This window comes from Pristimantibacillus sp. Z349TD_6, from assembly GCF_056173205.1.
Genome location: NZ_CM149662.1, coordinates 6,658,110 through 6,682,660, shown reverse-complemented (window position 1 = coordinate 6,682,660; position 24,551 = coordinate 6,658,110). Strand labels below are relative to the sequence as shown.

Below are 24,551 nucleotides of genomic sequence, written 5' to 3'. Positions count from 1 at the left end.
GGATTCATAAACTTATTATTAATCTAGTTGTGATAGGAGTAGTGTAGTAATGAACGAACAGCTAGAAATGGAAGATACGATAATGCGGGATGCGGTTCGTTATGTGAAAGAAGCAGGGGCATTGATTTTGGAGCTCATGAAGCAGCCTCTTCAAATTCATGAAAAGAAAAATCAATCCGACCTTGTCACGATAGTAGATATGCAAAGCGAAGAGCTGCTTCGCAATCGAATTTTGAATGATTATCCGAGCCACTGGATTTTATCGGAAGAAACCGATGGCTGCAGGGAAGACTCTCATCATTTAATGCTGCAGCCGCCTTCAGGATACGGGTGGATTATTGACCCCATTGACGGAACAACAAACTTTATTCATAAAATGGCCCATTTTGCGATTTCGGTTGGCATCATAAAGGATGGAATACCGATAGGTGGAGTCGTTTATAATCCGGTAACGGATGAGCTATATTTCGGCCGGAAACATGGCGGTGCGTTTCTGAACGGCATTCCGATTCAAGTCGGTCAGGAGCAAGAGTTAGGTCAAGCTCTGCTCGGCACGGGATTCCCAGCCAAGGAATGGAAAGCCAATTCAATCGTAGTGGAGCAAATAGCAAAAATAACGGGTGCAGCTAGAGATGTGCGTATTATTGGCTCCGCTAGCCTTGATTTATGTTTAGTGGCATCGGGGAGATTGACTGGATTTTGGCATGATGGGCTTTATCCTTGGGACGTCGCCGCTGGCTTGATTATTATTCAAGAAGCGGGCGGGAAGATATCAAACCGTGCCGGAAATGAGTTTAAATTGAGCGATGATACGCTAGTTGCCTCCAATTCGTACATTCACCATTCTTTGTTAGCTGTTTTGAAGTGAGAGAGGAATTTAGCCTATTACTTTCGTTTAAATAAGGGAAGCGGTGTAGACAACCGCTTCCTTTTTGTTTATCTTTCATATAGGTTTGATTTAAGAAAGGGGTTCTATTGCAATCATGTGGCTTACTTATTCAGTGTTTGCAGCCTTATGTTTTGGCTTGCGAGGCATTCTGTACCATTGGACGAGTCAGAAGCCGCTTAACCGTAACTTGTTGCTATGCGGTGCGTTTACTATGGGAGCGCTCGTAAATGGTATTTGCGCGTTAGTGTTCTCATCGAACTGGACGCTCGCGGCGTTGATAGGCATTCAAATGGGCTTGTTTTCATTCGGTGCGAATGCCAGCATGTTCAAGGGTTTTGCAGTCGGCAAGGCTTCACTTGTAGCGATACTAACGGCATTGCCTTCAGTCGTTGTTGTGATCGTTGCGTTTGGACTTTGGGGAGAAAAACTCCATGCGATGCAATTCATTGCATTTGTTGTGATTGTTGGCGGAGTGCTTCTCGTTCGGCTGTCGAATGACATCTCGCTGCGCAATTTGCAAGGAGCACAGTGGGGGCTGCTGGCCATGCTGTTGTTTGCAGCAAATGATTTGTCAGGCAAATGGTCAACAATTATGGAAGCAGATTTGTTTCCTACCATGTTTTTTATGTTTGTGACGGGCGCATCGTGTTTTGGTATATGGTGGCTGCGAGATTTGCAAGCGGAGAGAGCTAGAAGAGCGTTGTCGCTGCAGGGTGCGGTCGCTGCCCGGGGTGAAGTGCGTGTGTCACAGCATTCGTCCAGCGTTAGTTTAACCGCTAAGCCACCGGCTTGGAGCGGCAAAAAAACGTTTCTTATTGGTTTGGCCGTCGGCACAACTAACGCAGTTGGCATGATGCTTATTGTAACCGCATTTGATCTTGGCAAAGCGGGGCTAGTATCAGCTGTCACGGCTCTAAACGTTCTGATTGTGCTGCTCTATACACGATTCGTTGTGAAAGAGAAGTTCACGAAGATAGAGATTACCGGCATTTCACTTGCCTTCGCGGGTATCTTGCTGATGCGATTATTCGGATCGTAAGAAATAATGGATAGAAGAAGCTTTGCATGGGCTAAGAAGTTAAGCCTGTGCAGAGCTTTTTTTGTGGATGATATTGACAATTTAGGTTGGTTCATTTAAATTAATGTTTAACCAATGTTAAATGACTTTTATGTATTATTCAAATAACATTAAACGAAGACTTAACGAAGTATGGAGGCGTTAATTATTTTAGACTGGGAAATAGCAGCCAAAAGATTGCATTTTTCTTATCATGAGCCTATTGAATTTTTAGTCACGATGAAGTTTGTTGCGCAATTCGAGCATATGAAGGCTTTTGCGCGCGAGATTCATTTTATACTGGATGACGAAATGATTCGTATGGCAGAGACTGCGAATGCGAGCATGAGCAATTATGTGAAAGCAGAGATAGCTGCCTTGTTTGGTGACAACATGTTTAAAGAGCGACTTGACTATGTCATGGTTGTGCTGTTTGTAGAGGAACGAGACAAGCTGAATAGTTCTGAAGATTTTCTGGCGTTTTACCGTGGCAAGCCTGCAAGCGAGCTCGTCTTCCATCTGACAGCTGCGAAATATAATGACGAGAACATGGAATGGACGAAGGGGAGAGACTGGGGAGACATCTCAAAGGATGCGGGCTTGCTTTACGAGCTCGTTGCGGGATGTGAGCTGCCTGATCAAGCGGAGCATGCGGCACTGCTGGAACATATTCGATTTTCTGAGGAATACAAACAGCGGACTCTGTTTATAATGGAGCAGTTTCATCGTTACGCCTATATGCCTATGCGAGATCGCTTGAAGGAGCTTGGTGAAGCTGGAGCTGTGAAATATCGTGCCTTATTTGATGAACAGCCAGAGCGCGCGATCCGTGATATTACGAAGATGGATGTTGATCTGGTCGATAAAGAGACAGCCGTTCATGTTAGTTATTTTTCGCAGGTACGTGTTGGCATTCATCGCGATGACCGGGAAGGACATTCCCATTTGGTGGTGATTGGAATCAACAATGACGCTTTTGCATGGCGTAACGAGGATCAAGAGACGATTGAGCGTTTCTTGAAGGTTATTGCCGATAGGCGAAGGCTGGAATTGATTGAGCTGCTTCGCCATAAAAATTACTATGGCAATGAGCTTGCTCAGGAAATGGGCTTAACGCCTGCTGCTATAAGCTATCATACGAATATGTTGTTTGATCTTAATCTCATTCAGCTGATTCGGGTAGATAATCGCATCTATTATGAGCTCGACAAAGAAAAAATCGCTTATTACTGGGAGCAAACAAGGCGCAAGCTGCTGCCGTAATCCATAAGGGAGTGAATGAGATTGGGTGAGTATGTATACGAGCTAAAGGGAGTTAGTCAGATATATAAGAAAGGCAAAACGATGGTCACAGCCAATGATGATATCTCGCTTACGATTCGTGAAGGAGAGATACTCGGCGTGCTCGGCCCGAATGGGGCGGGCAAGTCGACGCTCATTAAACAAATGGTCGGTCAATTGAAACCTACCAAAGGGCAGGTTTTGTTTTGCGACGAGGATGTGATGAAGAATACTCGTCACGTATCCGGCATGGTGGCTTATTACGCGCAGGAGCCGCATGTGCTGTCAGCGCTGAAAGTGCATGAGGCTCTTTCTTTTACGGGCAGGCTAAGAGGGATGCCAGCATCAGAGGCAGAAAAGCAGGCGAAGGAATTATTGGAGCAATTTGATATGGCGGATGTAAGAAACAAGCTGCTGAAGCAGTTGTCCGGGGGACAGAAACGATTGATTGGTATTGGCACAGCGTTAATTGGCCGTTCACCTGTGCTTATCTTTGATGAACCTACCAATGAGCTTGATCCGAAAAAAAGGCGGCTCGTTTGGAATTTAATCCAGGAGCGCAACCGCGAAGGCGCGACGATTATTTTGGTCACGCATAATGTGCTGGAGGCTGAGCAGGTTGTAGACAGAGCGGCTGTCATCAATCATGGCAGGCTGCTGGCGATTGATCATGTAGCAACGTTAAAGCAGAAGGTTGATCAGCGCTTGAAATTTGAGCTTACGACAGAGAATGGGCGTCGTGCCGAAGCGGCTGCTGCCCTTCATCATTACGGGATCGTGCAGGAGAGCGGAGAGAATCGTTTGCTGCTGCTAGTTGAGAAGAATGTTGCCGGCAGAGTGCTAGAGTATATTATCGACCATACAGAGCTGCCGATTTTGGAATATGCCGTAGTGCCTCCAAGCTTAGAGGATGTTTATTTCCATATTGATGATTTGGCGATGAAGGAGGTATCCGCATCATGAATGGAACACCACTTGGCTTGCGGCACATGCAGTCCATACAACTATCTGGACCGAAGCGATTATGGACGGAGCTGGAAATTTTATTCCGCATTCAATTCGCGCTTATACGTGACAGCTGGGTAATCGTTGTGCTGCTGGCAACGATGTTTCCGCTCACGACGATTTTATTTATGCGTTTCTTTATCGCTGACCCTGCCCCGGAGATGATGGTTCAAATCATTGCGGGGAATATGATATTTAGCGTCATTATTATGGGCTTAAACAGTATGGGGCAAGAAATATCGATGCAAAAGCATCAAGGACATTTTACATTTTATGCGTCGCTTCCAATCCGGAAAATAAACTTCGTAGCCGCTAATTTGCTGCGCGGGCTTATGAGCACGATTCCGTCCTTCGTATTGCTGGGTGTCATTGGTTATTTTGTTTATGGCGTAGACCTTCATCTATCATGGGGTTTGCCAGTCGTTATGCTGCTGTCGCTGACGAGTGTGGTAGGACTTGGCGTATGCATCGGCTTCTGGTCGCCGAATCAGCAGTTGACCAGCATGCTAGCTCAGCTGCTTATGATGGTTGTAACCTTCCTATCACCTGTCATGGTAGAGCTCAATCAGCTGCCTAAAGCGCTGCAGGTCGTCTCATATATTTTCCCTACAACTTATGCAGCGGACGCCATGCGCGTAGTTTTGCTTCATGGCTGGACACAAGGGGTCATGCTGGATTGCCTCATGATGCTACTCTACACAGCTATGACACTGGTCATCGTTAATCGACTGGTCAGCTGGCGAGTTTAATATGTAGAAAAGGCTGCCCTGCACAGGTTGTGAAAACCTTGCGGAGGAAGCCTTTTTACTTCATCCATTATTCATTCCTCTTATAATGCGAGGGTGTCATGCCTGTTAGCTTCTTGAACATACGGTGAAAATGCGGAAGGCTTTCAAAGCCGCATTGCTCGGCTATTTCGGCAATATTGGCATCGCTCTCCATCAAAAGCTCTTTCGCGCGGATGATTCGTTTGGTCGTGACATATTCCGTAACGTTCATGCTGGTTAGTTTTTTGAAAACACGCGAAAAATGAGCGGGCGTAACCGATGCGCGTTTGGCAAGCTGTGACAACCCAAGAGGGCTGCTCGGATGCTCATCGATATAGGTTAATACAGCGGTCATCCAGCTTGGAGCGGATGAGGAAACCGTTTGGCCTTCTTCAGAGGGAGCGAGGATGCGCCCGAGGAACAGCAATATTTGCTGGAGATGAAGAAGGATAGCTAGGCGATTGCCTGGCAGCTTGTCCATTTCCTCCAAATGTATCCGATCGATTAAATCGACTAATTGTTGTTTCTCTTCAGCAGATGCCTTCGACAGCTTGTACGCCTTATGGCGCTTGGCTTGCTCGAAGCAGCGCAAATAGGAGAAAGGATCGCCAAGTGGCGGACTGTGCACGAGTGAAGCATTAAAGAAAAGCGCAGTTGATGTTTTCGGGTCATTCGAATCTGGAAAGGAGCGATGGATCGTGTTTCCGGGAATGAGGAAGATGTCGCCAGGAACAGCATCATAAAACGTCTGATCGATAAAGAACGTACCTTTGCCGCTATAAATATAAACGAGTTCATACCAATCGTGTATATGATCAGGCAATTCGTTTTGCGCGCTCTTGGTGTCTCGATATACGCATTCAAACGGAAACGGTGTATGGGCATCAAACCTTTTACGATAGGGATTCATAGCTTTCCCTCACTCTCCTGTATGAATAGATAACGCCCACTTCTCTTCGATAAGTTGTTTATTAGACAACATTTCAGTATGACTTTCCTTTAAAACAAATCCATTTTTAGCATAGATTCGTCTTGCTGTTACGAGCTCACTGTTGGTCCAGAGGATGATGGTTTTGAAAGCTAACCCCTTACAGAAATCAATCGCCGTTTGTACCAGCTGCTGCCCATAACCAGCTCCTCTTACGTCAGGCTCAATGAGAAACAAACCGAGCTGAGCGGTATCCTCATTTACTTTATGAATACTAATCGAACCACGCTGCTTTCCTTCGCTTTCCAAAATCCAAATGTTCTCATTAGGATCTGACCTCTCGATAAAACCATGTACACGATCAGCAATAAACGCTCGGAAAGAAAGATCGTATTGGAACTCCTTATTGTAAAGATTGTAGTGGGAGTTAATGATGTAATCTACATCTTCAAATTTAAACAGACGGATCATCCGATCACCTTTTTCATTCTATTTTAAGTTTCAAAAAGCGCTAGTCCTCCTAGCATCAGCCTGATTGTAACAAATATCAAAAAAGAGTACAAATATGCATGAATTGATTATTTCAGCTATCAATATTGTTTTTTATAATGAAGAGGAAGCTACTTTGTTAGAAAAGAGGCTGATGAGATGAGAATAGATTCGCATCAACATTATTGGAAGATTGAACGAGGGGATTACGGCTGGATCACACCAGACATTCCGGTGCTTTACCGCGATTTTTTGCCGCATCATTTGGAGCCTCATCTAAATAAACATAAGCTGGACGGTACGATTGTTGTGCAGGCGGCAGCGACGCTTGCAGAAACGGATTATTTGCTGACATTAAGCGAGTCATCCGATACGATATTAGGCGTTGTCGCATGGCTGGATCTTGCCGATCCGGATTATCGCAATCATTACGAGCGTTTTGCGCAGCATCCGAAATGTGTAGGCTTCCGTGTCATGATTCAAGAGATGCCCGATGCGAATGCGATTTTGGCACCAAGCTATTTGGAAGCGTTCACATATTTTGCAGACAAAGGAATACCGATAGATTTGTTAGTTGTGTCGCATCAGCTTACTCCTCTAGTTGAACTGCTGGATAAAGTGCCAGGCCTTCATGCGGTCATTGACCATATCGCGAAGCCTAGAATAAAAGCTGGGGAGCTTGAGCCTTGGAAAAGCCAGATTAGCCAAATGGCCGCTCATCCTAATCTATTTTGCAAGCTCTCGGGAATGGTCACAGAAGCGGATCATGATAACTGGCAACCAGCTGATTTCTTTCCCTACATCGAGCATGCGCTCGAAGCATTTGGTTACAAGCGGGTCATGTTTGGCAGTGATTGGCCGGTCAGTTTGCTTGCGGCAAGCTACGACGAGGTTGTGTCCGTGCTGGAGCAGGCGCTGCCGCAGACATGGACGGAATTAGAGCGAGAGCGGTTGTTTGGACGAAACGCAAAGGAGTTTTATCGAATATGAATACTTTAAACGAGCAGCAATTAAATGAAGATCAGAAACAGCGATATATGGAAATGAAGCAAGCTAAGATTACGGTACTGCAAATTGGCGAAGGCAATTTTTTGCGCGGCTTTTTTGACTGGATGATTCAAGCTTGCAAGAATCAAGGCTTATACGAGGGAAGCATTGCGGTGACACAGCCGCGTCCCGGAGGCAAACCAAAGATTGATGCGCTGGCAGAACAGGACGGTCTATATACGCTTGTTGTTCGCGGTTTGGAGAATGGTACTAGCGTGGAGCGTACAGAGATTGTGTCTGTGTTTAACAAAGTATTTGATCCGTATTCCAATTGGGATGAATATCTCGTTTTGGCCGAAAGCCCAGACTTGCAGGTTGTCGTATCCAACACGACGGAAGCGGGACTTGTTTATCGACCGGAGGAGCTCATCGAGGGACAACCGATTCAGTCGTTTCCCGGCAAGCTGACACAGCTGCTTTACCGCAGGTTTAATTATTTTAAAGGCGATCCGAAGCGCGGCTTAGTATGCTTGCCTTGCGAGCTGCTGGAACGTAATGGCGATGAGCTTCGCAGCTGTATTTTGCGCTATAGCGATGATTGGGGATATTCCGAAGAATTCAAACATTGGGTTACTCAGCATAACCGTTTTCTGAACTCATTAGTCGATCGCATTGTTACAGGTTATCCCGATGCAGCGCAGGCCGAAGCTTGGTTTGGTGAATGGGGCTACTCCGATTCCATGCTGAGCACAGCAGAGCCGTATCATTTATGGGCGATTGAGACAGGACAAGAGCTTGATGAGCTGCTCCCACTGCGCAAGGCGGGTCTGAATGTACATTATGTCGAGGATTTGAAGCCGTTCCAGCTGAGGAAGGTACGAATTTTGAATGGTGCACACACGTTAATGACGCCGCTTGGCTTGCTGCATGATATGGAGCAGGTGCGGGAAGCGATGGAGGATACAGTGCTTGGTCCTCTGGTGAGAGCAACAGTAGAGACAGAAATTATTCCGTCACTTGCCATTTCTGAAGAGGAGCTGCACGCCTATGCACAGGATGTTTATGAACGTTTCCTTAATCCGTTCATTCGTCATCGACTTGCGGATATTGCGATGAACAGCTTAAGTAAATTTAAAGTGCGTCTGCTTCCATCCCTGCTTCATTATGCGGAAGGTGGTAATATGCTGCCAACTGGGCTTATACAAGGTTTTGCTGGTTTGCTGCGGTATTACAAAGTAATGCTTGGTGAGACGGGTTACGAAGGGAAAACGTTAAGCGGATTGTCGTACGTGGTGCGGGATGATGCTGGCTTGCTTGCCATCATTGCGTCTGTATGGTCGGAAGCGAAAGAGCAGAAATGGCCGCTGGAGCAGACCATATCTAGACTGCTGCATTTGGAAAACGTGTGGGGATGTGATTTGGCGGCACTATGGCCAGAACTAGCAGCTGCGGTAAGCACGAGCATAGAGGAAATGGAGCGAGTAGCGAATGAATAGCTGGATTCGATTGCATGAGGATGATCATGTCGTTATTGCGCTGCAGTCATTTGCAAAAGGGGATAAGCTGACGCTTGAATCGGGACTAGTTCTTGAGCTGCAAGATGAGGTGCCGAAGGGTCATAAAGTGCTGACGCGAGCTGCTCGCAAAGGGGAGCATGTGCTCAAGTTTGGTTACTCGATTGGAGTTGCGAAGGAAGATATTGAGCCAGGCAGCTGGATTCATACCCATAACATGGGGACGGGCTTAAAAGGATTTCTCGATTATTCGTATGAGCAGACTCCGTCGCCAGCAGAAGTGAAAGCAGTATTGCGTGATGCTGATCGTACCTTTCGAGGCTTTATTCGCGAGAATGGCGATGTCGGTATACGAAACGAAATTTGGATTATTAACACGGTCGGCTGCATTAATAAAACCTGTGAGATTGTAGCAAGAAAAGCACATGCGCTTTATGAAGGACGTGTGGATGGGGTGTACCATTTTGCACATCCGTTCGGCTGCTCGCAGCTTGGCGATGATCTTGTGCATACACAGAAGCTGCTTGCCTCACTCGTAAACCATCCGAACGCAGCGGGCGTACTCGTTATCGGCTTAGGCTGTGAGAACAATCAGATTGATGCGTTTAAGCGGGCAATTGGCGAACATAGCGCGGAACGAGTAAAGTTTCTCAAGTCGCAAGAGGCAGAGGATGAGATCGAGGACGCGCTGGGATTGGTAGAAGAGCTCGTAAGTTATGCAGAACGATTCAAGCGCGAGCCGGTTTCCGTATCGAAGCTGAAGCTTGGCCTGAAATGCGGCGGCTCGGATGGTTTGTCCGGCATAACGGCGAATCCGCTCGTAGGGGCGGTATCGGATCGTTTGATCGAAGCGGGCGGCACAGCTATATTGACCGAGGTGCCTGAGATGTTTGGCGCAGAGACGATATTGATGAGTCGCGCAGCAAATGAGCAGGTTTTTCACAAAATTGTTCATTTAATAAACGATTTCAAGCAATATTTTATAAAGCATGATCAAGAAATTTATGAGAATCCATCGCCTGGAAATAAGGCAGGGGGCATCAGTACGTTAGAGGAAAAATCACTCGGCTGCATTCAAAAGGGCGGACACGCTATAGTAAGGGATGTTGTGCCTTATGGGGAGCGCATTACGAGCAGCGGTCTCAATTTATTAGAAGCGCCTGGCAATGATCTGGTATCGGTTACGGCGCTATCAGCCGGAGGAGCGCATATCGTGCTGTTCACGACAGGACGGGGAACGCCGTTTGGCGGGCCGGTTCCAACGGTGAAGATTGCGACGAATAGTGAGCTTGCTGCCCGCAAGAAAAACTGGATCGACTTTAACGCAGGTGAGCTGCTTGAGAACAAAAGCATGGAGATGCTGACCGATGAGCTGTGGGAGCAATTAATCAGCTTGGCTTCAGGCGAAGTGCAAACACACAATGAGCGGAACGGGTTTAAGGAAATCGCGATTTTTAAAGACGGCGTTATTTTGTAAATGCCGCGGCGAACGGTGATAGACGGCAATAACAGATTGATTCTCAAAATCGGAGTGGATATAAATGAAATATCGTAAACTTGGCAAGACAGGACTCGAGGTGTCAGCTCTCAGCTTTGGCGCATCCTCGCTAGGTTCTGTATTTCGAGAGACGGACGAAGCAGAAAGCATTCGTACCGTGCATACTGCGGTGGATATGGGCATTAATCTGATCGACGTTTCGCCGTATTATGGCTTAACGAAAGCGGAGACGGTGCTTGGCAAGGCGATAACTGAGATTGCGAGAGATCGGTTTATTCTGACAACGAAGGCTGGAAGGTATGGTGCGGACGAGTTCGACTTCTCGGAGCAGCGTATCATCCGCAGCGTGGATGAAAGCCTCACTAGGCTGCAGACGGATTATATCGATATATTGTTTTTGCATGATATTGAATTTGTTCCCTTCGAGCAAGTTGCAGAGGGTGCGTTCTTAGCACTCGATAAGCTGAAACAACAGGGGAAAATCCGATACTCGGGTGTATCTGGGCTTCCGCTTGCTGTATTTGAGAAATCGCTGGCGTATACCGAGCTCGATGCCGTACTTTCCTATTGCCATTATTCTTTAAATGATACCTCTTTGCTGGAGCTATTGCCGCTTCTGGAGCAAAAGCAGGTTGGGCTTGTTAGTGCATCGCCGCTTTCGATGGGCTTGCTTGGCAATCGCGCAGTTGCGAGCTGGCATCCTGCTGGTGAACAGATACGTGCTTTATGTGCGAAAGCCGCCGAGTATTGTGCTGCTAAGGGCGAGGATATCGCCAAGCTGGCTGTACAATTCGCCACGGCGAATGAACGAATCCCAACCACACTGGTGAGTACAGCTAATCCGGCTAATATCCGTAAAAATATAGAATGGACGGACGAGCCGATTAATGTACAGCTGCTGCGAGAGGTTCTTGCTATATTGGAGCCGATTCATAACCTTAGCTGGAGAAGTGGAAGAGAAGAATATAATACGAGAATCGACGCTTAAGGGAGAGGTGCAGGATGAGAGCAATCGTATGTGAACAAGTCGATCAGCTTAGGCTGGTTGAGCAAGAGGAGCCTGTCCTGCAGCCGGGGACTGCAGTCGTCCGTATTCGGAGAATAGGAATTTGCGGAACCGACCTGCATGCCTATAAAGGAAATCAACCTTTCTTCTCTTATCCGCGCGTGCTGGGTCATGAGCTGGCTGGCATCGTTGAGCAGGTGGATGATCAGGAAGGCAAGATCAAAACGGGCGATCAGGTTAGCATCATCCCCTATTTGCACTGCGGCCATTGCATCGCATGCCGGCATGGCAAAACAAATTGCTGCACCGACATGAAGGTGCTAGGCGTGCATATTGATGGCGGCATGCGCGAGCTAGTTGTCGTACCGACCACACATTTGCTCGTGACGAACGACCTGACGCTTGATCAATCAGCCGTACTTGAGCCGCTGAGCATTGGCGCACATGCCGTTCGCCGCGCGGAGCTTCGAGCTGGCGAAACGGTGCTCGTTATAGGCTCTGGGCCGATTGGGCTTGGTGTTATGGCTTTTGCCAAACATCGCGGTGCGCGGGTGATCGCAATGGATATTCAGGAGGATCGCCTAGCCTTTTGCAAGCAATGGGCGAAGGTGGATGAGACGGTTAATGCTTTGGAAGACGCTGCGGCGAAAATTTCAGAATTAACAGATGGAGATTTTCCAACCGTTGTATTCGATGCTACCGGCAGCGCAAGATCGATGAGCGATGCATTTAGTTTTGTCGCACACGGAGGCAAGCTTGTATATGTTGGCCTCGTCAAAGCGGAGCTCTCCTTCAACGATCCTGAGTTTCACAAGCGGGAGATGACGTTAATGGGAAGCCGAAATGCGACTATTGAGGACTTCTCAGCAGTTCAAGAAGCTGTGCGAAGCGGCAGCATTGATGTGGCTAGTTTCATTACGCATCGTGTGCCGTTTGCTGAAATGATCAACCACTTCGATAGCTGGCTGAAGCCAGAATCAAAGGTTATTAAAGCGATTGTGGAATTATAGCCAAGATATCGCAACTATTATAGAAAGTCCGGTCAACAGGCGCTGGTGCCTTGAGCCGGGCTTTTTACGTGTTTATGTGCAGTGGTGATGCTGCTTGGTAATGAATGATTATAATCATTTTTTGCGTTGACAAAATGTGTACCCAGAATTATGATAGGTAGCCAACTGCCAAAAAATAGGTTGTTTAAAGGGGTTTAACAAACAGAAATGAGGAGGGAACAACGATGCTAAAAACAGAAAAAGCTGCGGAAGCCGATAGGCCATCGCAGCAGATGAGCGAACAGGCTCGCAAGCAAGCGGACAAAGGAAAACAGAAGGCTGAGCTGAATGAATCAAAAAGCTCCTACATTTGGGCGCTAAAGTTTTTGACGCCTTATAAGAAGCAAATCGCAGCACTTGCGGCCTGCGGCACGATGGCGGTGCTCGGGGAAACATTAACGCCAAAGATGATCCAATATGTTATCGATCATGTCGTAGTCAACAAGGATACCTCGCTTTTTATGATGATTTTGGGAGCTCTTGTAGCTATTAATTTGCTCATGCTTATCGCCAAAAATTATCGTAATCTATTGCAGCGGACGATAGGAGAGCTTGCCTCTCGCGATATGCAAACGGCGATTTTCAAGCATTTGCGCAAGCTCGGCTTTGCTCATTACGAGCGGCACCCTGCGGGCGAGACGCTGTCGATGTTCAACTCCGAGGTAGCTTCGGTTCAGAAAATATACCGCAATGTCCTTCCGAGCGTCATCGAAAACTTGCTTTTTATAGCGGTAGCTATTTGTTTGCTGCTCAGCATTAGCGGCTGGTTATGCCTCATCATGCTGCCAACATTCGGGCTTTATTATTTGTTTGGGCCCTATTTTGAACGGAAAGCTTCCCTTTACGGGAGAGAATCCGGTCAATCACGAATTGCCTATAATCAATCGGTTTACGAAAGCATATCCGGCTTGCGCGAATTTCGAGCGTTTGGCTCGCAGCCCTGGTACCATGGACGGACGCTCGGGAAACATAAAGAGTGGTCGCATGTTTACTTGCTTGCTGCTACGTATAGCTTCGGGCGAGGCAGCTTTCGGCGGTTTACATTTTATTTGGGCGCCATTGCATTATTTATTACGGGCTACTACTCTCTCCAAAATAATTGGATTACGTTAGGCGGTTTTATCGCCTTCACCCTCTTATACATGACGACGATGTTCCGCCTTACGCTGCTCGTCACCCAGCTTACGGAACAGAAGCTCATCATCCACCAAACGATTCCGCTATATAGATTCATGCACAAAGAAATTGAGATTGATGATCCGGCCGATCCCATCGCTCTAGATGAGGTGCGCGGCGGACTTACGTTCGAGGATGTTTACTTTCAGTATCCGGAGCAGCCTCCTGTTATTAACGGCTTCTCGCTCACCATCAAGCCAGGAGAGAAGGTCGCCTTTGTAGGGGCAAGCGGCAACGGCAAGACTACGATGTTTAAAATGATTGGGCGTTTTTACGATCCGACTGCTGGCATGATTAAGCTTGATGGTGTACCTATACAGCAAATGACGCTAGAGCGTTTGAGAGAGTCGATCGGTTATGTATTTCAAGAAACCTATCTGTTCGGGTCTTCTGTCAAAGAGAATATTCGATTCGGCAAACCAGAAGCAAGCGATGAAGAAGTGATTGCAGCCGCCAAAGCTGCTTATGCGCATGATTTCATTATGCAGCTGCCCGAAGGCTACGATACGCTCGTTGGCGAGCGAGGCATGAAGCTGTCTGGCGGACAGAAGCAGCGAGTATCGATTGCGCGGATGTTTGTAAAGCAGCCAGCTATTATTTTGCTCGATGAGGCGACCTCGTCTCTAGATAATGTAAGTGAATATGAAGTGCAGCGTGCGCTTGATGAAGTACTGGTTAACCGTACGACGATTGCGATTGCACATAGGCTGTCAACGGTGAAGCATTTTGACAAAATTGTTGTCATTCACGAGGGCCGCGTCGCGGAGGCAGGAAGCTATGAAGAGCTGATTGTACGCAAAGGGCTGCTGTATGAGCTGGAAATCGGGCAATCCGAAGCAGCGGAAGAGAGGGTGGCACATGAAGTATCTTAAAATCTTTTGGTCGAACTCCGTTATGCTGAAAGGCACTTATCTCATTGTGCTGCTCTATCTCGCACTGGAGTCCGTATCCAATTATACGATTGTATATGTTCAAAAAATATTAATTGACGACGTGTTTACAGAAGGCAAGTATGAGCTGATGCCGATTGTCATCTGCATCTTCGCGCTTGCAGGCCTTGTCTACTCGCTAATGTTTACGATGACGAGCCGAAGTCTCGTTCGCAATGAATTTGCAGTCAGCCGCTCTTTGCTCTCCCGAATGCTGAAGCGGCTTGAAGGTGTACCTGTAGAACGGTTTCAGAATGAGCGAACCGGGAAGTACGTGTATTCGTTCACACAGGATCTGTTCGTCTCGGCAAGCGTGATGGGCTGGCAGATTCCGCGCGGTATTCAGGAGACGTTAAACCTTTGCATATTGATGACGATCATTGGCATTTCCAGCCCTATTTTGCTGCTTATGATTGTGGGGCTTTGTACCATTTACGTTCTTATTGGATTTTACTTCACCCCAAAGCTGAAGGAGCAAGCCAAGAAAGTGGCGGAGAAGCGTACGGCGCTGCTCATACAAATTGAAGAGGGGGTAGCCTCTACACGAGAAGTGGTCGCTTATCACCGATTGAAGTGGGAAATGAAGCTTTACGATAAAATGTTTGCGGAATACTTTGAGCAGGTAATGGCTGAAGGAAAACTCGTGAATCGGCAAATTCGCTACAGCGACCCGATGAAATGGGGCATTGGCATTCTTGTGCTTGGCTACTGCGGTATGCAGCTTATTCATGAACAAATGTCGATCGGAACGTTCGTCATCTTGTTTCAGTTTTCTACGCAAATGTCGGATTCCTTCTATAATCTATTTCAATTTATTATGGGCATGTCGTCGCAGCTTGCTAACGTGGACAGGGTTCAGCGTATTTTGGAAATGGAACAGCAAGATAAGGGTCAAAAGAGTATAGCGGGACCGATTGAGCAGTTGTCCTTTAAGGATACGAGCTTTCGCTATTCGCCAGAGCTGCCGGAGGTCATTCGCAGGTTTTCGGCTGATCTGCCGATCGGAAGCAAAATTGCTTTTGTAGGGACGAGCGGGGGAGGAAAATCAACCATTGCTCAGCTATTGGTTCGTTTCTTTGATGCGCCGAAGGGGACTTTTAAGCTGAACGATATGGACGCCCAAATCTTCAACCGCGAGCAGTGGGCGAGTAAGGTGTCTGTTGTATTCCAAGACCCGTATATGTTCTCTGATACCATTCGTGAAAATCTGATGTTAGGCAGAGACGAGGTCACCGAAGCGGATGTGGAGGAAGCTTGCCGTATCGCTCAGATTCATGATTTTATTCTGGGGCTGCCTGACGGTTATGACACGAATATTGGAGAGAGGGGCATCAAGCTATCCGGCGGACAGCGTCAACGTATTGCAATTGCACGGGCAATTGTCAGTGATCCGGAAGTTTTGGTGCTGGACGAAGCGACGTCAGCGCTCGATCTAGAGACAGAGCGTCAGCTGCTGGCTGGTCTAGAAGCAAGACGGAAGGGGCTGACGACAATTATGATCGCACATAGGTTGTCCACTATCGAGAATGCTGACGTGATCTTTGTTATGGATCAAGGATCGTTAGCCGAGACCGGCACCCATGAAGAGCTGCTCGCCACAGGCAAGGTGTATCAACAGCTGCTCATGGCGCAGCATTAGATGCAATTTATGAAGCAGCAAGCAAGTTAGGCTGTTTGTATGGAGGTAGAGCTGGAATCTAGTTTTAGATTCCAGCTCTATTTTTAATTTGTTTTACTTTTGAGGTTCATTGCCGAGATGAGTTAATTGGATAAGAATAGATTCTAGCTCTATTTGCGCTGGAATAGTGATTTTGGTGAGAATAGAGCTAGTTTCTAGCTCTATTTCTGATCGGTTCACGCTTTGGAGGTACTTTGACGAGCAGAGCAGCATGGATAAGACTAGTTTTTAGTTCTATTTGCACTGAAATAGTGATTTTGGTGAGAATAGAGCTAGTTTCTAGCTCTATTTCTGATCGGTTCACACTTTAAGGGCACTTTGGCGAGATGAGCTGCTTCGATAAGACTAGTTTTTAGCTCTATTTGCGCTTAAATGGTGATTTTGGTGAGAATAGAGCTAGTTTCTAGCTCTATTTCTGATCAGTTCACACTTTAGAGGCACTTTGACGAGATGAGCTGCTTGAATAAGACTAGTTTCTAGCACTATTTGCGCTGAAATGGTGATTTTGGTGAGAATAGAGCTAGTTTCTAGCTCTATTTCTGATCGGTTCACACTTTAGAGGTACTTTGATGAGATGAGCTGCTTGGATAAGACTAGTTTTTAGTTCTATTTGCGCTGAAATGTTGATTTTGGTGAGAATAGAGCTAGTTTCTAGCTCTATTTCTGATCGGTTCACACTTTAGAGGTACTTTGATGAGATGAGTTGCTTAAATAAGACTAGTTTTTAGTTCTATTTGCGCTGGCTTGGTGATTTTGGTGAGAATAGAGCTAGTTTCTAGCTCTATTTCTGATTAGTTCACGCTTTAGAGGTACTTTGATGAGATGAGCTGCTTGGATAAGACTAGTTTTTAGCTCTATTTGCGCTGAAATGGTGATTTTGGTGAGAATAGAGCTAGTTTCTAGCTCTAATTCTGATCAGTTCACGCTTTAGAGGTACTTTGACGAGTCGAGCTGCTTGAATAAGACTAGTTTCTAGCTCTAACTGCCCCGAAATGGTGGATATGGTGAAAATAGAGCTATATTCTAGCTCTATTTCTGATCAGTTCACACTTTAGAGGCACTTTGGCGAGATGAGCTGCTTGAATAAGACTAGTTTATAGAGCTATCTGCGCAGAAATAGTGAATTTGGTGAGGACAGAGCCACAAACCGCTAATTAGCTTCCCCGAACGGAGCGTATCCATGTTCACCAACCCGTCACACCTCCCAGCTGTATAGAAATGTCCATCCTTGAAAACAGGAAAGTCCATTCCGATCATCTGAAAATCGTGTAACATAGTGAATGTTGCTGATAATGGTTATCATTGAATGATGATAAGCGGAGGCAATGTATTTTTTTGATAATTAATGAGAATGATTATCTCTGATAATATTCGTGATGATTCGAGGATTGAGTATGAAGCTATGGTATCTTTTTGTCGTGCTTATTGTATTATCGATTACTTCTTTATTTATCGGAGTAAAAGACATCTCGCCGCTGGACTTGTTCAGTCTGACGGATGAGCAGCTTCAGGTTCTCACCATCAGCCGTTTCCCTAGGCTTATCAGTATTATAATTGCCGGCGTCGGCATGAGCGTTACAGGTTTGATAATGCAGCAGCTAAGCCGCAACAAATTTGTATCGCCAACGACCGGCGGAACGGATGATTCCGCTAGACTCGGTATACTCGTTGCCTTAATGGTGTTTCCATCGGCGAGTACGCTTGAGAAAATGCTGATCGCGTTTGCTTTTGCACTCGCAGGAACCTATCTGTTCATGAAAATTCTCGATCGTCTGAAATTTAAAGATACGATTTTCATTCCGCTAGTAGGATTGATGTTCGGTAACATCATCAGCTCTATTACTACATTTTTTGCCTATAAAAATGATCTTATTCAAAACATCTCATCTTGGCTGCAAGGCAGCTTCTCGCTTGTTATGAGTGGACGTTACGAGCTGCTGTATGTGAGCCTACCGCTGCTCGTAGTAGCTTATCTCTACGCGAACAAGTTTACCATTGCTGGCCTTGGCGAAGAGTTTTCAACCAATTTGGGAATGAATCATAAGCTTGTCGTTAACATCGGGCTTGTAATTGTAGCTCTTGTATCGGTTATCGTCATTTTGACTGTCGGTACGCTGCCTTTCCTTGGCCTCATTATTCCGAATATCGTGACGCTGTATATGGGCGACAATTTGAAGAAAAACCTGTCGCACACGGCGGTGCTTGGAGCCATATTCGTACTGGTGTGCGATGTGCTTGGCCGCCTAATTATTTTTCCGTATGAAATTCCAATCGGACTCACGATCGGCGTTGTCGGAAGCATTATTTTTCTTTACTTGTTGATGAGGAGAAAGGCATATGAAGCTTAAACTAAGTTTGCTTGCGGTGCTGGGCGTCGCATTAATTGTCGTATTTTTGTTCATCGATCTTGGGACCCATTGGGATTATGCACTGCCAAGAAGATTGAAGAAGGTACTGGCGATTGTCGTAACCGGGGGCGCTATTGCTTACTCCACTATGATTTTTCAGACCATTACGAACAACCGTATTTTGACGCCGAGCATTATCGGGCTGGATTCCCTTTATATGCTGATTCAAACCTTCGTCGTTTTTACCTTTGGATCGATGAGTCTGCCAAGCACAAACAAGCATCTTAATTTTTTTATTACGATAGCGGCAATGATAGCATTCGCCCTGCTGCTCTATAAGTTTCTATTCAAAAGGGAAGGCAGAAATCTTTATTTCCTTCTATTAATAGGGCTAGTGATGGGCACATTGTTCGGGAGCATGTCGACGTTCATGCAGGTTCTTATTGATCCGAATGAATTTCTAATTGTGCAGGGGAAAATGTTCGCCAGCTTCAATTACGTCAACACGGATTTGCTTATCATTTCAATCATCATCGTCGCTCTTGTAGCCATTTACGGCATGCGGTTAAGCAAATATTTTGACGTGTTATCGCTGGGCAAGGAGCATGCAGTCAATCTTGGCATTCCTTATGATTATGTTGTCAAAAGAGTGCTCGTCATCGTCGCCATTCTGATCGCTGTATCCACGGCTTTAGTTGGGCCGATTACCTTCCTTGGACTGCTGGTTGTCAACGTAGCCTATCAGTTCATGAAGACCTATCGGCATAGCTATCTCATTCCAGGGGCGATACTCATCAGCATCATTTCACTCGTTGGAGGTCAACTGCTCGTAGAGCATGTGTTCACGTTTGAAACGACGATTAGCGTCATTATTAACTTCATCGGCGGAGCGTACTTTTTATATTTGCTGCTAAGGGAGAAGAAAGCATGATAGAGGTTAAAAATGTTTCCAAATCATATGGCGGCAAGCCGGTCATCGAGGATGTATCGATTCGGATTTCGAAGGGAAAGGTCACTTCGTTTATCGGACCGAACGGTGCAGGCAAGAGTACGCTTCTCTCTATGATTAGCCGATTGTTAGCGAAGGACAGCGGCCAAGTGTTAATTGAGGGGAAGGAAGTAAGTAGCTGGAAAAGCGCAGATCTTGCAAAAAAAATATCAATCTTAAAACAGTCGAATCATATTAATCTTCGTTTAACTGTACGAGAGCTCGTCAGCTTCGGCAGATTCCCTTATTCTCAAGGCAAGCTGACGAAGGAAGATTGGCAGCAAGTAGATGAAGCCATTGCTTATATGGATCTTGTTGATCTGCAAGCCAAGTACCTTGATGAACTGAGCGGTGGACAAAACCAGCGTGCATTTATTGCGATGGTTATCGCTCAGAACACCGAATACATATTGCTGGATGAACCGCTCAACAACTTGGATATGAAGCACTCCGTCCAAATTATGAAGGTGCTGCGGCGGCTCGTTGAGGAGCTTGGCAAAACGGTCGTGCTCGTTATTCACGATATCAATTTCGCTTCTTGCTACTCCGATTATATCGTGGCGTTGAAGGATGGAAAGGTCGTCAAGGAAGGTTCAACCGAGACGATCATCGACAACGCCGTGCTTCATGACATCTATGACATGGACATACCGATTGAGCTCATAAACGGGAATCGTATCGGCGTCTATTTTAAGTAGTCATGAAAGATTTACTTACTTCCGGTTTTCAAGTTTTTCAATATAAAAAAATTGATTTAGGGGTGAATGTTTTGAAAAAATCTATACCTGTATTGGCTATTTTAGTCATTCTAAGCTTGGTGCTTGCAGCATGCGGCGCAAATAACAACGGAAATAAAGGCGCTAACAGCGCTACGAACACACCAGCATCTGAAACACCTGCAACAGATGCACCTACAGAAATTACAGTTAAACATCAGCTTGGCGAAACGGTTGTCCCTGTTAATCCTAGCAAGGTTGTCGTATTTGACTATGGTACTCTTGATACACTAGACAAGCTAGGCGTAGAGGTTGCTTCACTTCCGCAAGCTAGCGTTCCTGCATACCTTGAAAAATTTAAAGATGCAAAATACGTAAACGCAGGCAGCTTGAAAGAGCCGGACTTTGAGAAAATCAATGAAACTGCACCTGACTTGATCATTATTTCAGGTCGTCAACAGGATGCTTACGAAGAGCTTACGAAGATCGCTCCTACGATTTTTATGGGTGTGGACAACAAAAACTTCATGGAGTCCTTTACGACTAACGTGAAAACACTGGCTCAAATCTTCTCTAAAGAAGCTGAAGCAGATACAGAGCTAGCAGCAATTAATGATTCCATTAAAGCATTGAATGAAAAAGCAACAGCTTCTGGAAAAAATGGCCTTATTATTTTGGCAAACGAAGGTGCAATCAGCGCATATGGTAAAGCATCGCGTTTCGGTATCATTCATGACGTGTTTGGCATACCGGCTGTAGATGAGAACATTAAAGTTTCAACGCACGGCGACCCTGTAACGTTCGAATATGTAGCAGAGAAGGATGCTGATTACTTATTCGTTGTTGACCGCAATGCAGTGACAGAAGGATCAGGGGATGCACATTCTTCCGTTGAGAATGCTTTGGTGAAAAACACTAAAGCGTACAAAGAAGGAAATATCGTTTATCTTAATCCAGATTTCTGGTACCTTTCTGGCGGCGGACTTATCTCTGTAGCGGAAATGGTTAAAGAAATTGACGCAGCGATAAAATAATAGCAGCAAGCATAGATGGACTATGAAGGCTGGTGGCCTGCTTCCGCAACTGCGGCAGTAGTCATCAGCCTTTTTTTGCATACGAGCGGGTCTGTAGCTTATTAAATTTACTTTTTAGAGCCAAGCATTACAGCTATAATGTAAGGGAAGCCGAAGGGAGGAACGTTTGTGGCTAGTGTTTTGGAACTTCAGAGTATTAGGAAAAACCGCAGTGGTGATGAGGATGTTCAGCTGTTCGCAAATGTTACTGCATTGATTGCTGATCCGGCTATTATTTCTATATTAGGTGTATCTGGACAAGGCAAAAGTACGCTGCTGCGTTTGCTTGCAGGTCTGGATAACGCCGATGAGGGTGATATCCGTTTACATAATGTTTCACAGCGAGAATTAGATCCAAGGATTTGGAGAATGAAGGTATGTTACGTTGCTCAGCAGTCCGTTATGCTGAATGGGAGCATTGAGCAAAATTTGAGAACCGTGAGTATGCTGCATCGCATGCCGTATGACGAGAAGCTCGTACGTCATATGCTGCCAAGGCTAGGGCTGGATCATCTTGATATGGGCAAAAGCGCCGAACAGCTGTCAGGAGGAGAGAAACAGCGAATCTCGCTGCTCCGTTCCTTGCTTCTTCATCCTACCGTGCTTCTTCTTGATGAGATTACCGCATCGCTTGACCGAGGCAGCAAGGAAATGGTGGAGGAAGTGCTGCGAGAGTGGCATCATCAAGAAGGGGCAACGATGCTTTGGGTTACACATGATTTGGAGCAGGCTCAGCAGATGAGCAGCTCTATATGGTTTATGGGGGAAGGAACGCTGCTGGAGAACAGCGACACGGCTGCTTTTTTTGAACATCCAACATCCGAGCTCGCACAAAATTATATAAAAGCGCCGATACAAAAGGAGCAGCCATGTCAATCGTAGCACTTAGCTTTACCTTGTTGTTTGTGATGATTACGATGCTTATCTCCGTATGGCAGAAGCTTGGGCTTGAGCGAGACATCGCGATTGGCACCATTCGTTCTGCGGTACAGCTGCTGCTTGTCGGCTATGTGCTGCAATTTATTTTTAATACGAGCAATCCGCTGTTTATTACAATGATCCTTGTACTTATGATTAGTGTAGCGTCTTATCATGCTGGTAAAAGGGGAGCTGGACTGAAGGGCATCATTTGGAAAATCGCGATTGCGATCACATCGACAGAGCTGCTTATGATGGGACTGCTGCTCGGCTTTCGAATTATAGAAGCGACACCGCAATACATTATTCCGATTAGCGGCATGACGATCGGCAATGCGATGGTCGTTTCGGGTTTACTGCTCAATCAAATGAGAAGAGAGGTCGAATCCTCGAAAGGCGAGATGGAGACGCTGCTCTCACTTGGAGCGACAGCAAGGCAAGCGATTCAAGATGTAATGAAGCGATCGGTTAAATCGAGCATGATTCCGACGATAGACGGAATGAAGACAGTAGGTCTGGTTCAGCTTCCCGGTATGATGACAGGGATGATTATCGCTGGCGCGAATCCGATCGAAGCGGTTCGGTACCAAATATTAATTGTGTTTGCGTTCGCAAGCTCAGCTGCGGTTACGAGCATTATTTTAAGTTTATTAAGCTATAAGCTATGGTTTACGAAAGACCTTCGCATTCAAAATATGGAGCAAAAAGGGTGATGACCGTCGTGAACGTATATAACAGTGGGAAAAATTTAGTAAAGCAAATAGCCGGAACGGAACTTCCAGATCAAGCTTTGGCGTTATGGGCGCTTGGACAAGAGGGCTTTCTCGTCAAATGGAACAAAAAAACGATTTTATTTGATCCGTATTTGACGAACTGGGTGTATGAGATGGCAGGACCGCCGTGGTCACGAGCCTTCGAATCGCCGCTGTCGCCTTCGGATTGCCTCGATGTCGATTATGTCGTATGCTCCCACCACCATGAGGATCATATGGACAAGCAGACGCTGCAAGTTATTCAGCAATCTTCCAAAACACGATTTATCGTGCCGAGAGCTCATCTTCCGCTATTGAAGGAATGGGGTTTCCGTGATGAGCAGCTGATCGGTATTTCTCATGGACAATCGATTGAGCTTGCAGGCGGCATAAGGCTCGATGCATTCGCTGCCAAGCATGAACAGTTCGAACAGGATGAAGCAGGTGAACATAAGTTTCTAGGTTATGTTGCGAATTTTAATGGCATTCATCTTTATCACTCTGGCGATACCGTTGGTTTCCCAGAGCTTGTCACTTGGCTGCAAAGCAGACAAATCGATATTGCATTATTGCCGATCAATGGAAGAGATTTTGTTCGCAATGAACAGGGGATCGTCGGCAATTGCAATTATCGTGAGGCTGTTGAGATTGCGATACAAATTCATGCTGATTTATTGATTCCGATGCATTATGGCTTATTTCCACACAATGATGAGAACCCGGCTTATTTCGTCGATTATATCCAGCGTCATTATCCAGCCCAGAAGTTCCATATGTTCGCACCTGGCGAGCGATTTATTTATATGAAATAATTTACGCTCAGCAGGGCAAAATGAGATGGGAATAAGGACTGGAGGTTGACGGATATGTCAAACAGAGGACTTGTGACAGCGTTGACGGCTGTTGGGACAGCCCAATTGCTTAAGCTGCCTGTACATTTTGCGAGAAGCGGCAAATGGGATGTGCGGAAAATTATTGGTTCAGGTGGAATGCCGAGCTCACATTCAAGCGGCGTTTCCGCGCTAGCTGCATACACGGCGACCAAGTATGGCGTAAAGACGCCGGAATTTGCCATATCTGCGATGCTTGGCATTATTGTGATGTACGATGCGATGAATATTCGCAGACATACAGGTGAAATTGCTGTGCAGGTAAATGATTTGGACGAGGATGTGGAGAAGCTGGCTGGCGAGCATCCAGGATTGTATCATGAGCGCAGGCGTGAACGGCTTAAGGAAAGTCTCGGTCATCAGCCTAGTGAAGTTTTAGCTGGCTCACTGCTTGGAGCGCTTATCGGTTTCGTTGGAGCTTTGACGATTATCAAGAAATAAGGCAAGCAGCAATTGTAAAATGAACGGACAGGCTTAGGCGCGTTTTTTCGGCTTAAGCCTGTTTTTATTTGAATATAGGATTGCAGATGACTGACATTATCATTAGTTATATAATGGTAAAAGATTTCAATTCTTATGCAGCATAAGGGGGAAATAAGGTGGCAGAGCAATT

At 46.1% G+C, this 24,551-nt stretch carries 22 protein-coding genes; 20 read left to right on the top strand and 2 right to left on the bottom strand.

What is annotated here, in order from left to right; all coding sequences use genetic code 11:
• Positions 1 to 49: 49 nt before the first annotated feature.
• The 5 genes from AC0VYE_RS28940 to AC0VYE_RS28920 all read left to right on the top strand — a co-directional run bounded on the left by AC0VYE_RS28940 (position 50) and on the right by AC0VYE_RS28920 (position 4,981).
• Positions 50 to 868 carry an inositol monophosphatase family protein gene (locus AC0VYE_RS28940; protein WP_475444124.1) on the top strand — a complete coding sequence of 273 codons (819 nt, stop codon included), beginning with the start codon at positions 50 to 52 and terminating at the stop codon, positions 866 to 868.
• A 115-nt stretch (positions 869 to 983) separates the two neighbouring features.
• The gene (locus tag AC0VYE_RS28935) at positions 984 to 1,928 is read left to right on the top strand and encodes an EamA family transporter (RefSeq protein ID WP_475444122.1); all 945 of its coding nucleotides are present in this window, start codon (positions 984 to 986) and stop codon (positions 1,926 to 1,928) included.
• Positions 1,929 to 2,099: 171 nt separating this feature from the next.
• The gene (locus AC0VYE_RS28930) at positions 2,100 to 3,209 is read left to right on the top strand and encodes an ArsR/SmtB family transcription factor (protein WP_076267207.1); all 1,110 of its coding nucleotides are present in this window, start codon (positions 2,100 to 2,102) and stop codon (positions 3,207 to 3,209) included.
• Between the two features lie 21 nt (positions 3,210 to 3,230).
• Positions 3,231 to 4,190, top strand: a complete 960-nt coding sequence (locus tag AC0VYE_RS28925; RefSeq protein WP_475444119.1) for an ABC transporter ATP-binding protein — start codon at positions 3,231 to 3,233, stop codon at positions 4,188 to 4,190.
• Positions 4,187 to 4,981, top strand: coding sequence for an ABC transporter permease (locus tag AC0VYE_RS28920; RefSeq protein WP_475444118.1), 795 nt, complete (start codon positions 4,187 to 4,189; stop codon positions 4,979 to 4,981). The genes AC0VYE_RS28925 and AC0VYE_RS28920 overlap by 4 nt, the downstream gene beginning before the upstream one ends.
• Positions 4,982 to 5,048: 67 nt before the next feature.
• Here AC0VYE_RS28920 and AC0VYE_RS28915 read toward each other — a convergent pair whose 3' ends face one another.
• Together AC0VYE_RS28915 and AC0VYE_RS28910 are read right to left on the bottom strand one after the other, a co-directional pair.
• Positions 5,049 to 5,909, bottom strand: coding sequence for a helix-turn-helix domain-containing protein (locus AC0VYE_RS28915; RefSeq protein ID WP_475444116.1), 861 nt, complete (start codon positions 5,907 to 5,909; stop codon positions 5,049 to 5,051).
• Between the two features lie 9 nt (positions 5,910 to 5,918).
• A complete protein-coding gene (locus AC0VYE_RS28910) occupies positions 5,919 to 6,398 on the bottom strand; it encodes a GNAT family N-acetyltransferase (RefSeq protein ID WP_475444114.1) in 480 nt (159 codons plus the stop codon).
• A gap of 177 nt (positions 6,399 to 6,575) precedes the next feature.
• Here AC0VYE_RS28910 and AC0VYE_RS28905 point away from each other — a divergent pair, with 177 nt between their 5' ends.
• From AC0VYE_RS28905 to AC0VYE_RS28835, 15 genes are all read left to right on the top strand, one after another.
• Positions 6,576 to 7,406, top strand: coding sequence for an amidohydrolase family protein (locus AC0VYE_RS28905; protein WP_475444112.1), 831 nt, complete (start codon positions 6,576 to 6,578; stop codon positions 7,404 to 7,406).
• A complete protein-coding gene (locus AC0VYE_RS28900; protein WP_475444110.1) occupies positions 7,403 to 8,899 on the top strand; it encodes a tagaturonate reductase in 1,497 nt (498 codons plus the stop codon). Before AC0VYE_RS28905 ends, AC0VYE_RS28900 begins: the two co-directional genes overlap by 4 nt.
• A complete protein-coding gene (locus AC0VYE_RS28895; RefSeq protein WP_475444108.1) occupies positions 8,892 to 10,394 on the top strand; it encodes a UxaA family hydrolase in 1,503 nt (500 codons plus the stop codon). Before AC0VYE_RS28900 ends, AC0VYE_RS28895 begins: the two co-directional genes overlap by 8 nt.
• A 64-nt stretch (positions 10,395 to 10,458) precedes the next feature.
• Positions 10,459 to 11,403: an aldo/keto reductase gene (locus tag AC0VYE_RS28890; RefSeq protein WP_475444106.1), complete on the top strand. Its 945-nt coding sequence runs from the start codon at positions 10,459 to 10,461 to the stop codon at positions 11,401 to 11,403.
• Between the two features lie 14 nt (positions 11,404 to 11,417).
• Entirely contained in the window at positions 11,418 to 12,431 is a 1,014-nt protein-coding gene (locus AC0VYE_RS28885; protein ID WP_475444104.1) for a zinc-binding alcohol dehydrogenase family protein, read from the top strand.
• A gap of 224 nt (positions 12,432 to 12,655) precedes the next feature.
• A complete protein-coding gene (locus AC0VYE_RS28880; RefSeq protein WP_475444103.1) occupies positions 12,656 to 14,518 on the top strand; it encodes an ABC transporter ATP-binding protein in 1,863 nt (620 codons plus the stop codon).
• Complete coding sequence (locus AC0VYE_RS28875; RefSeq protein WP_475444101.1) at positions 14,505 to 16,214, top strand: ABC transporter ATP-binding protein; 1,710 nt, start codon at positions 14,505 to 14,507, stop codon at positions 16,212 to 16,214. The genes AC0VYE_RS28880 and AC0VYE_RS28875 overlap by 14 nt, the downstream gene beginning before the upstream one ends.
• Positions 16,215 to 17,647: 1,433 nt before the next feature.
• Positions 17,648 to 18,601: an ABC transporter permease gene (locus tag AC0VYE_RS28870; protein ID WP_475444099.1), complete on the top strand. Its 954-nt coding sequence runs from the start codon at positions 17,648 to 17,650 to the stop codon at positions 18,599 to 18,601.
• Positions 18,591 to 19,532 (top strand): iron chelate uptake ABC transporter family permease subunit, encoded by a 942-nt coding sequence (locus tag AC0VYE_RS28865; protein ID WP_475444097.1) that lies wholly within the window; start codon positions 18,591 to 18,593, stop codon positions 19,530 to 19,532. The genes AC0VYE_RS28870 and AC0VYE_RS28865 overlap by 11 nt, the downstream gene beginning before the upstream one ends.
• Positions 19,529 to 20,287: an iron ABC transporter ATP-binding protein gene (locus AC0VYE_RS28860; protein ID WP_076267195.1), complete on the top strand. Its 759-nt coding sequence runs from the start codon at positions 19,529 to 19,531 to the stop codon at positions 20,285 to 20,287. Before AC0VYE_RS28865 ends, AC0VYE_RS28860 begins: the two co-directional genes overlap by 4 nt.
• 71 nt (positions 20,288 to 20,358) lie before the next feature.
• Positions 20,359 to 21,339 carry a siderophore ABC transporter substrate-binding protein gene (locus tag AC0VYE_RS28855; protein WP_339204896.1) on the top strand — a complete coding sequence of 327 codons (981 nt, stop codon included), beginning with the start codon at positions 20,359 to 20,361 and terminating at the stop codon, positions 21,337 to 21,339.
• Positions 21,340 to 21,507: 168 nt separating this feature from the next.
• Positions 21,508 to 22,260, top strand: coding sequence for an ABC transporter ATP-binding protein (locus AC0VYE_RS28850; protein ID WP_475444095.1), 753 nt, complete (start codon positions 21,508 to 21,510; stop codon positions 22,258 to 22,260).
• Positions 22,248 to 23,009 carry an ABC transporter permease gene (locus tag AC0VYE_RS28845; RefSeq protein ID WP_076267194.1) on the top strand — a complete coding sequence of 254 codons (762 nt, stop codon included), beginning with the start codon at positions 22,248 to 22,250 and terminating at the stop codon, positions 23,007 to 23,009. Before AC0VYE_RS28850 ends, AC0VYE_RS28845 begins: the two co-directional genes overlap by 13 nt.
• A complete protein-coding gene (locus tag AC0VYE_RS28840) occupies positions 23,009 to 23,860 on the top strand; it encodes an MBL fold metallo-hydrolase (protein ID WP_475449762.1) in 852 nt (283 codons plus the stop codon). Before AC0VYE_RS28845 ends, AC0VYE_RS28840 begins: the two co-directional genes overlap by 1 nt.
• 54 nt (positions 23,861 to 23,914) lie before the next feature.
• Positions 23,915 to 24,379, top strand: coding sequence for a divergent PAP2 family protein (locus AC0VYE_RS28835; protein ID WP_076267192.1), 465 nt, complete (start codon positions 23,915 to 23,917; stop codon positions 24,377 to 24,379).
• Positions 24,380 to 24,551: the final 172 nt, after the last annotated feature.

Coding starts and splice junctions, on each gene's coding strand:
- AC0VYE_RS28940 (WP_475444124.1), top strand. CDS start 50: ATGAACGAACAGCTAGAAATGGAAGATACGATAATGCGGGATGCGGTT.
- AC0VYE_RS28935 (WP_475444122.1), top strand. CDS start 984: ATGTGGCTTACTTATTCAGTGTTTGCAGCCTTATGTTTTGGCTTGCGA.
- AC0VYE_RS28930 (WP_076267207.1), top strand. CDS start 2,100: ATGGAGGCGTTAATTATTTTAGACTGGGAAATAGCAGCCAAAAGATTG.
- AC0VYE_RS28920 (WP_475444118.1), top strand. CDS start 4,187: ATGAATGGAACACCACTTGGCTTGCGGCACATGCAGTCCATACAACTA.
- AC0VYE_RS28915 (WP_475444116.1), bottom strand. CDS start 5,909: ATGAATCCCTATCGTAAAAGGTTTGATGCCCATACACCGTTTCCGTTT.
- AC0VYE_RS28910 (WP_475444114.1), bottom strand. CDS start 6,398: ATGATCCGTCTGTTTAAATTTGAAGATGTAGATTACATCATTAACTCC.
- AC0VYE_RS28905 (WP_475444112.1), top strand. CDS start 6,576: ATGAGAATAGATTCGCATCAACATTATTGGAAGATTGAACGAGGGGAT.
- AC0VYE_RS28900 (WP_475444110.1), top strand. CDS start 7,403: ATGAATACTTTAAACGAGCAGCAATTAAATGAAGATCAGAAACAGCGA.
- AC0VYE_RS28895 (WP_475444108.1), top strand. CDS start 8,892: ATGAATAGCTGGATTCGATTGCATGAGGATGATCATGTCGTTATTGCG.
- AC0VYE_RS28890 (WP_475444106.1), top strand. CDS start 10,459: ATGAAATATCGTAAACTTGGCAAGACAGGACTCGAGGTGTCAGCTCTC.
- AC0VYE_RS28885 (WP_475444104.1), top strand. CDS start 11,418: ATGAGAGCAATCGTATGTGAACAAGTCGATCAGCTTAGGCTGGTTGAG.
- AC0VYE_RS28880 (WP_475444103.1), top strand. CDS start 12,656: ATGCTAAAAACAGAAAAAGCTGCGGAAGCCGATAGGCCATCGCAGCAG.
- AC0VYE_RS28875 (WP_475444101.1), top strand. CDS start 14,505: ATGAAGTATCTTAAAATCTTTTGGTCGAACTCCGTTATGCTGAAAGGC.
- AC0VYE_RS28870 (WP_475444099.1), top strand. CDS start 17,648: ATGAAGCTATGGTATCTTTTTGTCGTGCTTATTGTATTATCGATTACT.
- AC0VYE_RS28865 (WP_475444097.1), top strand. CDS start 18,591: ATGAAGCTTAAACTAAGTTTGCTTGCGGTGCTGGGCGTCGCATTAATT.
- AC0VYE_RS28860 (WP_076267195.1), top strand. CDS start 19,529: ATGATAGAGGTTAAAAATGTTTCCAAATCATATGGCGGCAAGCCGGTC.
- AC0VYE_RS28845 (WP_076267194.1), top strand. CDS start 22,248: ATGTCAATCGTAGCACTTAGCTTTACCTTGTTGTTTGTGATGATTACG.
- AC0VYE_RS28840 (WP_475449762.1), top strand. CDS start 23,009: ATGACCGTCGTGAACGTATATAACAGTGGGAAAAATTTAGTAAAGCAA.
- AC0VYE_RS28835 (WP_076267192.1), top strand. CDS start 23,915: ATGTCAAACAGAGGACTTGTGACAGCGTTGACGGCTGTTGGGACAGCC.